Annotated in this window: 15 protein-coding genes; 1 reads left to right on the top strand and 14 read right to left on the bottom strand. The window is 68.5% G+C overall.

From position 1 onward, the window contains the following. Window positions 1-19: 19 nt before the first annotated feature. The 4 genes from FB473_RS15615 to FB473_RS15635 all read right to left on the bottom strand — a co-directional run bounded on the left by FB473_RS15615 (window position 20) and on the right by FB473_RS15635 (window position 3,940). The gene (locus FB473_RS15615) at window positions 20-1,192 is read right to left on the bottom strand and encodes a phage major capsid protein (protein ID WP_167170990.1); all 1,173 of its coding nucleotides are present in this window, start codon (window positions 1,190-1,192) and stop codon (window positions 20-22) included. Window positions 1,193-1,219: 27 nt separating this feature from the next. Next, window positions 1,220-1,834, bottom strand: coding sequence for a hypothetical protein (locus FB473_RS15620; RefSeq protein ID WP_167170993.1), 615 nt, complete (start codon window positions 1,832-1,834; stop codon window positions 1,220-1,222). Between the two features lie 298 nt (window positions 1,835-2,132). Next, complete coding sequence (locus tag FB473_RS15630) at window positions 2,133-2,375, bottom strand: hypothetical protein (RefSeq protein ID WP_167170999.1); 243 nt, start codon at window positions 2,373-2,375, stop codon at window positions 2,133-2,135. Beyond that, entirely contained in the window at window positions 2,372-3,940 is a 1,569-nt protein-coding gene (locus FB473_RS15635; protein ID WP_167171002.1) for a phage minor head protein, read from the bottom strand. Before FB473_RS15635 ends, FB473_RS15630 begins: the two co-directional genes overlap by 4 nt. Before the next feature lie 32 nt (window positions 3,941-3,972). Between FB473_RS15635 and FB473_RS15640 the strand changes: the two genes are divergently transcribed. Further along, complete coding sequence (locus FB473_RS15640) at window positions 3,973-4,185, top strand: helix-turn-helix domain-containing protein (RefSeq protein ID WP_167171005.1); 213 nt, start codon at window positions 3,973-3,975, stop codon at window positions 4,183-4,185. Here the strand turns inward: FB473_RS15640 and FB473_RS15645 are convergent. The 10 genes from FB473_RS15645 to FB473_RS15690 all read right to left on the bottom strand — a co-directional run bounded on the left by FB473_RS15645 (window position 4,173) and on the right by FB473_RS15690 (window position 12,758). Next, window positions 4,173-5,528, bottom strand: coding sequence for a phage portal protein (locus tag FB473_RS15645; protein WP_167171008.1), 1,356 nt, complete (start codon window positions 5,526-5,528; stop codon window positions 4,173-4,175). The genes FB473_RS15640 and FB473_RS15645 overlap by 13 nt on opposite strands. Window positions 5,529-5,539: 11 nt before the next feature. Then, window positions 5,540-6,955: a phage terminase large subunit gene (terL, locus tag FB473_RS15650; protein WP_167171013.1), complete on the bottom strand. Its 1,416-nt coding sequence runs from the start codon at window positions 6,953-6,955 to the stop codon at window positions 5,540-5,542. 355 nt (window positions 6,956-7,310) lie between these two features. After that, window positions 7,311-7,559, bottom strand: a complete 249-nt coding sequence (locus FB473_RS15655; protein WP_167171016.1) for a hypothetical protein — start codon at window positions 7,557-7,559, stop codon at window positions 7,311-7,313. Between the two features lie 93 nt (window positions 7,560-7,652). Continuing rightward, window positions 7,653-7,973 carry a hypothetical protein gene (locus tag FB473_RS15660; RefSeq protein ID WP_167171019.1) on the bottom strand — a complete coding sequence of 107 codons (321 nt, stop codon included), beginning with the start codon at window positions 7,971-7,973 and terminating at the stop codon, window positions 7,653-7,655. A gap of 483 nt (window positions 7,974-8,456) precedes the next feature. Continuing rightward, on the bottom strand, window positions 8,457-9,398 hold the full coding sequence (locus FB473_RS15665; RefSeq protein WP_167171022.1) for a hypothetical protein: 942 nt from the start codon (window positions 9,396-9,398) through the stop codon (window positions 8,457-8,459). After that, window positions 9,395-9,982, bottom strand: coding sequence for a hypothetical protein (locus FB473_RS15670; RefSeq protein ID WP_167171025.1), 588 nt, complete (start codon window positions 9,980-9,982; stop codon window positions 9,395-9,397). Before FB473_RS15670 ends, FB473_RS15665 begins: the two co-directional genes overlap by 4 nt. A gap of 73 nt (window positions 9,983-10,055) precedes the next feature. Continuing rightward, entirely contained in the window at window positions 10,056-11,420 is a 1,365-nt protein-coding gene (locus tag FB473_RS15675; RefSeq protein WP_167171028.1) for a replicative DNA helicase, read from the bottom strand. Further along, the gene (locus FB473_RS15680) at window positions 11,417-12,172 is read right to left on the bottom strand and encodes a hypothetical protein (protein ID WP_167171031.1); all 756 of its coding nucleotides are present in this window, start codon (window positions 12,170-12,172) and stop codon (window positions 11,417-11,419) included. The genes FB473_RS15675 and FB473_RS15680 overlap by 4 nt, the downstream gene beginning before the upstream one ends. Before the next feature lie 167 nt (window positions 12,173-12,339). Continuing rightward, entirely contained in the window at window positions 12,340-12,531 is a 192-nt protein-coding gene (locus FB473_RS15685; RefSeq protein ID WP_167171035.1) for a hypothetical protein, read from the bottom strand. Further along, a complete protein-coding gene (locus FB473_RS15690; RefSeq protein ID WP_167171039.1) occupies window positions 12,528-12,758 on the bottom strand; it encodes a hypothetical protein in 231 nt (76 codons plus the stop codon). Before FB473_RS15690 ends, FB473_RS15685 begins: the two co-directional genes overlap by 4 nt. Window positions 12,759-12,773: the final 15 nt, after the last annotated feature.

Consider the following 12,773-nt stretch of genomic DNA (forward strand, 5'->3'; position numbering starts at 1 on the left):
ACCGCCCGGCCCGCACGGATCACAGCGCGGTCACGGAAACCGAACCGGCGCCGGCGAAGGTGCCAGTGGCCGAGACCACCGCCGGAGCGGACAGCGTGATGGTCTTCGTGACAGTGCCGGTGACGCTCGCCGTCACCCCGGACAGTGCGTTCAGGGCGGTCTCGATGGCCTCCGCGGACGCGTTGTAGGCGATCGCCGCGGTGGTGGCCGCACCGACCGTCAGGGTGAAGGTGTCACCCGACGCCCCGCCGGAGACGACGAGATCCCAGGTGCGTGCGGCGCCATCGGCGTCCTTGAACACCACGAAGGCGTTGACGTCGAGGATCGCCCAGCCGAAGATGACCTCAGCCAGGTAGGCGACGCTGTTGCGGCGCTGGAGGTCTCCGTTGCCGAACGGGTCGCCGTACTCGATCTTCTTGACCGGGATGTTCAGCGCGTACCCGTACTTGAGGGCGCTGAAGTCTCCGGCGATCGCACGGACCTTGGTGTCGGCGACAGCATCAACCTGCCCGGACACCGTCTTCGACACGGCGGTGGTCAGCCCGTTGAACGAGTCGATCTGGTTCGAGAAGCCCAGTTCCGGGTAGTAGCGCTGGCCGTTCTTCTGGTTGACGGCCTGGCGCAGTCGGGCGACGAACTTCGGATCCATGGCGAATCCGGTGAAGTCGTACCCGGCATCGGTGACCACACCGTACCCGGCCTCGATCTCGGCGTCGATGTTGTTGATGTCGACCAGCTCGTAGCTGGGCGCGGTGTCCAGCGCCACGTCGCCCTGTTCGATCGCGGTGCCCGAGGCTGCGACGAGCTTGTGGAACACTGCCAGGTCGATCTGCCGGGCGAGAGCCTCGGACAGTTCGGTCTGGAGCAGGCCGAGTACCCCGGACGGGTTCTGCTCGATCGACTCGATGGTGAACTCCAGGCCGACCTGGGCCTTGATCGGGCGGATGACCTTCGCGCCGAGCTCAAGCTGGCTGTCGGTCTTGTTTCCGCCCTCACCGACGATCGTCGCGGCAGGGCGGGCGGTCAGGGTCGGGAAGATGTTGTCGCCGAGGATGACCGGGGACGACTGCGCGAGCCTGGGGACGATGGAAGCGGCGGTCGCCTTCTTCCAGATCTCGTCAGAGACGCGGCGGGGGAGGAGGTTGGTGCCTCCCGTGCCGCCGACGAGGGTGGTGGTAGTCAGAGTGGCCATGGCTGGTCACGTCCTTCCTGGCCTCAGTCAGAAGCCGAGAATGCGCAGCGCTTCAGCGTCTGCGTCGGTGGATTGCGTGGTTCCGCCTGCGGTGACATCCCGCCATCCGGCGCCGGGTGCCTGTGCGGGCCCCGAGGCGTACTGGGGATGGGCGGCAACTGCCTTCTTGATCGCCTCGGACAGCGCCTGAATGTCGTCCGGGTCGATCTGGCCGACCGAACGGAGGAACGAGGCGGAGTCTGTGAGCGCATCGGGATTGGCACCGTTGGCGGCGGCGAGACGCAGCACTGCCGACTCGCGCCGTGCGGCGGAGGCCTGCTGCTGTGATGTGGCCAGCTGTGCAGCCAGCTCCTTGGGATCTGCGGGGGCCTGCTCGATTCCGAGAGCCTGGCCGATCGCGGTCTTGAACGCCCCGAACTCGTCCTTGAGGGACTTGAGATCGTTGAAGTTCTGGCGGCTCCGGCTCTCCCACTTGCGAGCCTCACCCTTCCAGTCGGTGCCGTCGTCTGGCTGGCGTGTGCCGTTGTCAGACGGCGTGTCGCCGTTGGCTGGGGGGGTGGTGGTCTGGGCCGCTTGGGCCTGTTGCCCGGCGTCGTTGGCAACAGGGGCCAGAGGGGTTGGTTCAATCGCGGATTCGGACATGAGTTTCGTCTCCTGTGCAGGGGATTGGGTTGACCCGCTGGCGCCGTGCGGCGGCATGCGGGAGACTGGTGGTTATGTGCGCACACGACGAGACCCCGACGGCTGGCGAGTCATCGGGGCCTGTGCTGTGTACGGACGGCCTGGACCACGTGTGGACCGGGCTGGAGATTGTGGCGGCCGGGAAGGGGCTGGCGTTCCTTCACACGTGCAAGCTGTGCGGGGCGCAGTGGTACGAGCCGTCGATCAGGGATTCGGGGTATCTGGATCGGGTGCGGGGCGCTGAGAGGCGCAGGCCCGACTAGACCTCGCGCATCCCGTCGAGCATCGGCAGGATGCTGGTGAACAGCACGCGCTCTGCGGTGCCCTTGGTGCGGTCGACGAGGATCGTCGTTGCACCCATGACGGACCGGTCAGGATCGGTGTTCACGAACACCACGTGCGTGCCCGACTCGTATTCGGCCGTGAGCCTCCACGATGGCGGGTCGGTGCCTGGGACAGCCGTACGCGCCACCTCGTATGCCTGGTCGAGCGAGATGGTCATGATGCCATCCATTCTTTCACCGTTCCGTGGAATTGCGCATTGTCTGTGCGAATCGCTTGCACCGTTCCAGATCTCACATGGTCGAGGTAGTGTGCCACATCATCCTGGCCGTTCTGCGGATCTGACAGGACGATCTTTCCGCCACGCTTCTCCCATGACCAGACGTGCCCCCACCCGTTGCCTCTCTTCCACATTGCTTGGATCGAACCGCGGGCGCCGTCTGGGATCGAGGCGTCGGAGGCCATCGCGGCCAGACCATTCTTGCCGGTTCCGGGAAGCTTCCAGATCTGCGGCTTCCCGCCACCGGCCAACTCCCATGCGTCCGCTATGGCACCGGCCGGTCGTCCGGTGAAATTTGGCGCGGCTGTCACCTCGAAACCCCGGAGCCGATGCTCGAAAGCGACGACACAGTTTGTGCAGTTGGCCTGGTAGCCGTTCTTGCTGTTCATCAGCGGGTTTGTGCGTGCCAGCGACTCCAGTTTGGTCTCGGAGGTTTTCTGGCGTGGAAGGCTGTACGGATTCGGGTGGACCGCCGGCGCTTTGGCCGCCTGATACGAGTCCCTCCACCCCGGGTTCTGGCGCTTCTGCGACCATGCTGACGACGGCCATGAGCCGCTGCGCCACGCATCGGCGCCCTGCTTGCCCAGGATGTGCTCCTGCACCTCAGCGGACTGCTTGGCGAGCCACGCCTCGCCGTCACCGGGGGCAAGACGCGGACGCGGCTCGCTCATCCCAGCCAGGCGGGGGTCGATGTCGCCCCAGTCCTTCGTCTCCGGGACGCGGGCGCACCGGCCGTTCGGGTGATCCTGCGGCCCAGGCTCGTCGAGATCGTGCAGGGTGCCGTGCTGAGCGAGGCAGGAGCGGCACGTGCGCGGTCCGAGTGTCGCGTGCCAGCGCCAGCCGACCAGCATGTCGGAGTTGGCGAGTTCGAAGGCCTGGGCAGCGTTACGGTAGGCGTCGAGCTGCTCGGTGCGGGCGATCGTCATGGCGCGCACCAGGCCGCCGTTGAAGACTCCTCCGACCGCGGCAACCATGCGGCGTGCCGTGTCGCGCGGGTTCACGCCGGTTGCCAGTCCGCGGGCGAGCTCGCGGCGCATCGCCTCGGCGGCTTCCTCCTGGAGGAAGTAGCCGCGTGCGGTGATCTGCTCGGTGCTGCGGCGCACTATCGCATCGATCTGCCCGGGGTCGACGCGGTTGAGGTTGATGCCCATCCCCGAGGCGCCGTCGGGTAGCTGGGTGGAGATCAGCTCCTCAGCGTCACCGATCGCCTGCTGGATCAGCCGTTCGGCCTGAGGGGTGATCGCCGCCCCCAGTGTGGCCACCGCCTGCCGCATGGCCGAGGCGGCGACCCTGAGTGCCTGTGACTGCTTGCGGCGGCGCACCAGGCGGGAGACCATGCCGTTGCCGGACGCGATGTCGGCGGTCACCTCGTCGAGTTCGGCGGACAACTGGTCCCACAGCCGGGCCCATGCCGCGATCAGCTCCTGATCGCCGGCGGCCAGCGCCTGGTCGACGAGACTGCGCTGCTGCGACAGTGCGCGCAGGGTGTCGCGGTTGACCGCCATGGCTCACCCCCGCACCGGTACCGTCACATGCCATGAGCGACGAGGATCGGCGACCAGTGACCATCGACGATGTCCGCGGCCGTGCCACCATCCGGGTGTGGCCCGAGGCTGCCGAACTGCTGGGGATCAGCAAGGACGCCGCCTACCGGGCCGCTGCGGCCGGGCAGATACCCACGCTGAGGCTCGGGCGGCGCCTGCTCGTCCCGGTGCCGAAGCTGCTGGAGATGCTCGGCTACCCCGTGTAGGAAGCGCCAGCCGCACCCTGGCCGTCGAGGAACGCCTGGGCCATCGCGGTCGCGCTGCTCGCAGCCTCGGCGCGCACCCGGTCAGCGAGGCTCACGCCGCCCTCGTCGGTGGCTGCCGGATCGTAGCCTGCCGTCCGCAGCCAGATCTCGGGCGGCATGCCCAGGTCCTTCTCGGCCTGCGCCTGTGTCAGTTGCTCGCTCGCGTCGTGCGGGGTTGGGTCGTCCCAGATCGGCCGCATTCCGGGGTGCCCGAGCAACTCCATCTGGCCGCGCCAGCATGGTGTCGCGTCGGCCTCGAATGTGCGGACCGCAGACGTGCGGGACTCGTTGATGATACGCAGCGCCACACCTGAGGGCACGTCGCCACGGTTCTTGGAGAACACGTAGGGCGGGATACCTGTTGCCAGGCAGATGTCCTGCTGGGCGGCAGCCCGCAACGCGAGGAGCTTGTCCGAATCCGGCCCCGGGAACTCGCCGGCGGTCTTCGCGACCAGCGCCAGGATCGACTCCTTGGTCGGATCGAACTCTGCGCTCATCTCCCCGTTGAGGCCGACGCTGTCGGCCAGGGCGTACCGGATCGGCAACGCGATGCGCTCAGAGGCGACGATCGTGGAGGCCACGTAGTAGTTGAGTTCGTCCTGGGTCTGGATCACGCGTTCGAGGATCGAGCGGCCCCGCTTGTCCGGATCGTCGGAGTCGCGCTTCCACCACACCACAGGAACAACCCCGAAGCCGTGGGTCAGCACCGGGCCGCCGTCGTCGCCGTCGTACGGCATCCAGCCGATCGCGACCTTCGGGATGTCGCGCAGCTTGGCGCCGTCCTTCTCGACCACCGGAAGCCGTGAGATGTAGCGTTCGCAGCGGTCGGCGTAATAGATGTTCACCCGGGCATGCCGGGTGGTGCTGTCGACCCACACGCGGGCGGCCCGGTCGAGGACCTCCTGGTTGTCGGGGTCGACGTGCGGGACGATCGCGTTCGCAGGCTGGCGTGCGGCGCGCAGCTTGCCGTTGGGGAGCTGCCAGGTGATCGTGAAGGCGTCACCGTCACGCCACGCACCACGATGCACCATGCCAGCGAGGCGTTCGATGGCATTCGCCTCTGCCTCGTCGATGCCGTCCTGCGAGGTCCACGAGTCGATGGAGATGCGGTCGGTGAACGCCGACACGGTCGCCGGCATCAGGTTCATGCGGGCGCGTTCGGTGATCCACCGGTAGCGTTGCCTGAACTTCCAGGAGGCGAACGGGAAGGCGTGCCTGCCCTCGTAGTAGCGCGTGAACAGGTCGTAGTGAGGCTGCTGGGAGATCCAGGACTCGATGATGGCAGGCAGGTCATCGCGGGACATGCGTCCTCCTGTCATCCGATGTGGAACCTCTGGAATGCCGCGGTGGCACCGTTCAGGCAGTTGAGTGCTTGGGTGAGGGCGTCGACGACGTCGTCGTGTGAGGCGTTCGGGAATCCGGCCAGTTCCTCGACCGCGTCGTCCGCCCAACTGGCGACCGAGTTGGCCGGCAGGTGCACGTTGCCTGCTGCGCACAAGGGGGTGACGGCGTTCGCCCTGGCCACCTTCGATTCGTGCGGGGTGACCGGGATGATGCCGGGCAGCTTCTTGTTCAGCGAGTCGATGACCGCCGGGCCGTTCGCCTTGTCCTCGATCAGCTTGGCGGTGGCCTGTGGCCAGCGGCGCGACATGTCCACGATCTGCTCGATCGTCTCGGTGAACGACCACCGGCCGCGCACCTGGTCGAGGAGCCAGAAGTCGGCACCTTGGCGCATCCACACCTGCCCGACGACGAAGTCCGAGCTGTCGGTTCCCTTGAAGGTGAGATCCCAGGACTGGATGAATGTGCCGGTCAGTTGCGGGACGCGCGTCCAGCGCTTCCACCAGTCGCGTTTGAAGATCCCGCCCTCGGCGGGAGAGGGATGGCCTTGGTACATCGCGTTCCACACGCGCGGGCCGACGGTGCGCTTCCTGCTCTCCCACTGCTCGCGGGTGCGGGGCGTGCCGTCCCTGTTGCGCCGGGCGGAGATCATGTACTCGCCCGCCTGGCGTCCGAGCGGGTCGGTGGCCGGGTCCTCGCACTGGGCGGGGATGTTGACGATGCGCCAGCCCGCGTGCGTGTCGCGCTCGACCAGGCGGCCGATGAGGTCGTCCTCATGCCAGCGGGTCATGATGACGACGACGGGTGCGCCGGGTGCGAGGCGGGCGGACAGCGACTCGGTCCACCAGTCCCAGCAGTCGTCGCGGGCCAGCTCCGAGTCGGCCTCGGTGCGGTTCACCGGATCGTCGATGACGATCATGTCGGCTGGCCGACCGTCGACACCGGCGCCGCGTCCGACAGACAGGACGCCGCCGCGATGGCCCTCCAGCTCCCACTCGTGCTTGGAGCCGTTGTCGCGGGAGATCGCGAGTCCGAGTTGAGGCACCGAGCTGATAGCACGGCGGATCATCAGGCCGTTGCGGTTGGCGAGGCTCTGGTTGTAGGCGCCGGCGACGACGCGGGTGTCGGGGTTGCGCTCCAGTGCGCGGATGACGAAGTCGCGGACGACGCGAGTTGTCTTGCCTTCCTGCGGCGGCATCGAGATCCCGAGCCGCCCGTCAGGTGTGGCGAGCAGCCGATCCAGCTCGGCGTCGATGAGGTCGAGTGCCGGAGTCTGCACGGTGCGGGGGTCGATGAGCGTGGCGATCTGACCGGGGGTGAGGGCGTCGGCGTGCTGGGCCGCGTCGAGCATGCCGAGCATGGCGTCGGCGGTGGCCGAGGGGATCGACACGGGTCACCTCCCGGCTGGTGCTCCTCCCGCTGTCGCATGTGTGGCTGACCGGCGCAGGAGGCCGTTGGCGGGGGCGAAAGGACGGGCGTGAAACCCCCTGGGCAGCCTTCGGGCATTTGTTCGGTTGGTGCCTTGCCCGCGCCCGTTGACGCCGGTCAGCCAAGCTCTAGTCCCAGTCCCTCGATGCCTCGCACATCGGGCACCGCCAGGGCCTGCCGACCATGGGACAGCCGCATCGTGGGCAATCGGGCACGGGTTCGCGGTTGGTGGGGATCACGCAGTCGGGTGTCACGTGCTCCTCGAAGGTCGCGAGGTGTGCGAGCAGTGCGTCGAGGGTGACGAAGCGCACCGCACGTCAGTCGTCCGGGTCGTCGTATGCCCAGTCGGACGCGATGATGTCGTGGTACGCCTCGACCAGCCCGCGCACGGCGAACCGGTTTCCGTCACTGACGGCGAACACCAAGTTGTTGCCGTGGTCGATGTCGTCGAAGTCGGTGTTGTCGGCGAGGACGACGTAGGCGCCGACGATGGCCCGCTCGCCGTTCTCGTCGGCGATGTGGGCCTCGATGGCGTCGTGCAGCGCCTGCTTGGTCTCAGCGCTCACGTGGCCTCCTGAAGTCGAGCCCCGCCCGGGGATTCTGCACTCGCGCCGACCCCGATGCGGCGCGTGATCGACCCGGGCGGGACGTGTGTGGGGTTAGCTGGTGACGCCGTCGCCGCAGGTGACGACGCCGACCGCTCGCCGGATGGACTCCTCGACGTGGCGGGCGTCGACGTTCACGTGGGCGACGTTGACGACCGGCTGAGGTTCGCTCACCCCGAACGCCTGCCGCTTGGCTCGGCGTAGCGCTTCGATGAGCGCGTCCACCTGGTCGGCGCTGGTCGCCTGCCACATGGCCATGGCGGGCACGGTCTGGACGGTCTCGGTCTCGTCGATCCTGACGGTGACGAGCTGGCCGTCCTTGGCCCATCCGACCTCGACGGACTGGCCGTTGTCGTACTGGCGTTCCTTCGGCATCACGCGCTCCCTGTCTGCCCATCGCGGGCGGGTTGGCTTGGGGTGGTCGATCGGTTCCGCGCCGATCACCGCGTCCGGCCTGCACCGTCGGCTGTGCGTACCGGCTCGTTGCTGCCGCGAGGGATCAGCTCGCTCCGACGTGGGTGGACCGCCCGCGAGTCGAACGCGGATGACGCCAGCCTCTCGGCCAGCCGAATGCCCATGCGGCCCGTGTGCCGCAGCCTCCCGGCACTGCTCGCCGTGGCCAGCGGTGAGTCAGTGCCGGGGTGCTGCGCGCTATGACGCCCGATCCACGCTTGACGTGGCGGCGTGTTTGTGCCCGGCGCGATCGTCGCCAGGCCGCTATTGTGGGTAGCTTTTGCCTCCGCCGCTGAACCTCGTTTGCCCCAAGGGCGGCGGGGGGCATGAGAAAAGCCGGTCCCGTGGGTTCCACAGTTCCGGCTAGACGCCGATAGCGTAGCACACCCTGGTGCGACAGGCGTGTCAAGCACCCTCGCGTGTCGCGGCGAGGTAGTCGGCCACGGCGTAGATGGCGACCGTCCGGCCCTCGACCTCGACGCGTCCGGACGGCACGAGCCCGGCGCGGTCGATGCGCTTGCGGACGGTCTTGGGCTTGGCGCCTGTGACCGCCGCGATCTCGCTGATGGTCAGCACCTTGTCGGCTGCCCATGCGGTGATGCGCCCGGCGCGGTCGGCCTCCAGCTGCTCGGTGTCGTACCACGCGTCGCACGAGCATCGCCAGTAGCGCAGGCCGTGAGGGATGAGCACCGGTGAGCCGCACTCGGCGCACGGTCCCCAGTCGGTGCGCTCGGCGGCGTTGTCGATCAGGCGGATGGCCCGGTCGTGGACGCCGACGATGTCGTGGACGATGTCGGGTCCGGCGGGGCTGAGGGGCACCGAGGCGGCGGTGGCGAGCAGCCAGCGGGACATGCCGACGGTGGACGGGTCGCCGTCGTAGGTTTTCCCGATGGGGTCCAGGAGGGCCAAAATGGCCCCTGTGAGGCTCGCATGGAGCTGGGCTAGTACTTGTGCCGCCCTGGGGTTGTCGGGCCGTCCTGAGGCCAGAATTGAGGCTGTGCGGCGACGTATGGCCTCGGCGGCCGGTACGTCCTGCGCGTCGGCGGGCCAGCGCCACCAGTGCGGCTCGGCGTCCAGCAGGTGCGGGGAGTCTCTCCGCACGGTGCGCGGCGGGGCCGCGATCGTCACCCTCGCGCGTCTCTGGGCCGCGACCTCCAGGTCCTCGACCAGCGCGGGCACGTCACCCAGGCAGCGCTCCAGGTCGTCGGCGCACCTGGGGCAGCAGAACGCGTCCCCGGCGAAACGTCCGCACGCACACACCGTCCCCGAGTCCAGGACAGGCACGTCGGCCCGCCCGAAGTAGTGCAGGTCCTGGTAGTCCCACGGCTCACGCCTGCGGTCGCTCACCCCTGCCTCCCGTCCTCGATGGCCATCCGCACGATCGTCTGCTCGTCGGCATCCGGGTGCAGCCGCGCCAGCCGGGCCACGCGCAGGCTGTGCGGGATCAGCCACGCCGCCTGCATTGTCGCGATCTGCACCATGGCCTCGTCGACCCCGGCACGGATCGCGGCGGCAGCGTAGGCGGCCAGCTGGTCCTGCGCCTTGTGGAGCATCGCCACGAACACGTGCGGGCCGGTCTTGCTCGTCGTCGTATCCACCGGACCCATCGGCCCGGACCCCCTGTCGGTCTGCGCGACCAGCAGGCCCGCGCGCTCGTCGTCGTCGAGCAGGGACACCCGCTGGTCCCAGTAGGCGACCTCCGCCGCCTTCGTCTGCACCAGCTCCAGCAGCGCCTCAGGAGCCGTCACATCCAGGCGGCCACCGAACGCCGTCACGTCACGCTCGGCCTGGGCGAGGAGTACACGCTGCCTCGCCTTCGCCATGACCGCCGGAGCGGCACCGCCGTGGATGCGGCACACCGTCGCACCCGGAATCGCATGATTCTTACACCGTTCCCCGGACTGCTTGCTCGTTGCTGCGCACTGGCTCATCGCCCCAACCTCCCGCTCTGGCTACCCTGTTTGCCGGTCATCATCCATGAGGTTTCCATCGCCTCGGCACGTCTCATGAGGGCTGGCCCTCCTGCTCGTCGTCGCCGGCTTCCCCGCGCGTCTCCCACGGGTTCGCCGGTGTGTCGATCGCCGCGACCCAGCCGCGCTGGAGCAGGGTGAGGGCCCCGCGTCTGCCTGCCCGGTTCTTCTCGACGAGCAGGTCGAGGCGTGACGGGTCGTCGCGCGGGTCGGGGTGGTGCATGAGCATCACGACGTCGGCGTCCTGCTCGATCGCCCCGGACTCGCGCAGATCGCTCATGGTTGGCTTCTTGTCGGACCGTGAGACCAGCGCCCGGTTGAGCTGCGACAGGGCGACGACCGGGACGGCGAGGTCCTTTGCGGTCAGCTTGAGGATGCGGCTCATCTCGGCGACCTCCTGCTCGCGAGATCGCGATGACGCCCGGCCTCCGAGCGGTGTGAGGAGCTGGAGGTAGTCGACGACGAGCAGGCCGAGCCCTCCGCGGCGTTGGAGGTCGCGGGCGGTGGCCTTGATGGTCGTGACGGTCTGGGCGGGGCTGTCGTCGATGTGGATGCGATCGGCGTAGGTGAGCATGCGTGCGACTCCGGTGTTGATCTGGCGCCAGTCGGTCTCGGACTGGTGCGTGCCGCTGATGGTGGCGAGGTTGACCCCCGAGGCGTGGGCGAGCATCCGGGTGCGGATCTCGTCGGCGGTCATCTCGACGGTCGACAGGAGGACGCGTTCCCCGTGCCTGGCTGCGTGTTCGGCGAGGTTCTGGCCGATGAGGCTCTTGCCCTCGGCCGGTCTGCCTCCGACGATGTAGAGCCGTCCGGGCCTCAGGCCGCCGATGAGGTCGTTGAGCTTGGCCCACGGGGTGGGGATCCCGGCTGCCTGTGGTGCGCCGATGGCGTCGACGAGCGCTTCGAGTCCGTCGGCGGCGGTCGCGGTGGTGTGCCGGACTGCCGGGTCGATCCGGTCGAGGGTGCGCTGGGCTTCGTCGACGAGCTCGGAGGGCCCGAGGCTTCCCTGGAGTGCCATCTGCTGGATGCGGGTGGCGGCGTCGGCGGTGCGGCGCCTGACGGCCTTCTCGTGGACGATCTCGGCCCATGCGGGGGCGTTGGCGACCACGGTGACCGCCGAGACGCAGTCGGCCAGTCCGGTGGAGCCTCCGAGCGCGGCGAGTGTGTCGGCTGGCAGGACGTCGGCGACGGTGATCGGGTCGATGACCTGGCCGGTCTCGTGGCGTGCGACCAGGACGCGCCAGGTCTGCTCGTGTGCGGGCTGGTACAGGTCGTCGGGGGTGATGATCCCGGTCAGCTCGTCGATGACGCGCGGGTCGATCATGGCGGCGCCGAGGATGGCCTTCTCGGCGTCTGGGTCGTAGGGGGCTGGCCGGTCGAGGGCGGCCGGGACGGTCATTGGTCATCGCCTCCTGGCTGGTAATGCGGGGGCGGGGTGGACGGGATGACCCAGCCGGGGCCCTCGGGGTCGGTCCACCCGCCGTACTCGGGGTGCTGGGGGTCGAGTGGCCAGCCGTTGAGGTGCTGGTCGCGCCAGTCCGCTTCGGTGAGTTCGACGAGGTTGAGGTGGTGCTTTGGTGAGGTGCGCACCGGCGTAGGGTCGGCCCCTTCCGAGGGGCCGATCCCGTAGCCGCCCCCGTCCCTTTCCCTCCCCTGTCCCTTATCGGGACGGGTCGGGACGGGACGGGTCGGGACGGGGTACTGTGACTCACGCGTGATGTCACGCGTGACGTCACGGTGGTTGTCACGCGTGACATCGGCGCGGATTGCCGAGCATCTGTCGCACATTGAGTGATCACCGGCGGCATGCCTTGACTTGCGTTCGCGCGATCTTCTCTGCCGTTCGCGGGCGCTCTCGCGGTCGCGCTCAATCTCGTCTGACGTGGGCTGATAGTCGTCCCAGTCGTGGAACTGGTAGCCGGGTTCGCCGTCTCGCTCGGTCTCGTTCCATAGGCCGACGGCGACGAGTTTGCGGGCGGCGGTTGTTCCCGTCTTCCCCCACCCGGACACCCACCATGAAGGTATGAATCCGTCCGTCTTGTAGGCGCTCGAAAAACTCCCCGCCGTCGCCCATACGCCTACCGCTGCGGCGCCCGCGCGGCGTACTTTCGGGTGGTCATGCAGGCTGTCATCTATCTTGAACCATGCCATAGATCGCTCCTTTCACCCGTTTCGCCCCTGCCTCCACGCCCGTCTGACCCGCCGCCAGTACCTGCGTTTGACCGCCCGCACCGTCCCTCTGCGCATTCGTGTGACCCGCCGTGCCCGGGTCAGCGCGGCATATTCGTCGCCGCCTTTGAGTGGCACGTGATCGGCTCTCACGACTCCTCCTTCTCGTCTTGCTCGCACGCCCAGACCCGCCCGGCAGCCCTGTCGAGCCGCTCGGCGAGCCGGGCCATGCGTTGATTGCCCGTGACGCGCGCCCGCTCGCCGAGGACCACGGCGGCCACCGTGAGGTCGGCTGCGGTGATGGACAGCAGCACGGGGTGCGGGGCTCGGGTGGCGGTCATAGCCACCTCACTCCGACTGCGTCCCAGACGGGCCAGTGGTTGTGGCGGATCTGCCACCAGACACGCCACATACGGCGGCTGATCTGGGCCTCGGTGACCCGATCGGCGCGGCGGGTCGAGGGGGCGTGGCGGCCGGTGCGGTGCACGGGCAAGACGGGCCAGCCGATGATGTCGAGATCCATGGCAAGTTCCAGCCCGTACATGTCCGGGTAGGTGGCTCTGCTCATAGTCCTGCCCTTGCT

The sequence above is a fragment of the Brooklawnia cerclae genome (assembly GCF_011758645.1).
Taxonomy (GTDB): domain Bacteria; phylum Actinomycetota; class Actinomycetes; order Propionibacteriales; family Propionibacteriaceae; genus Brooklawnia; species Brooklawnia cerclae.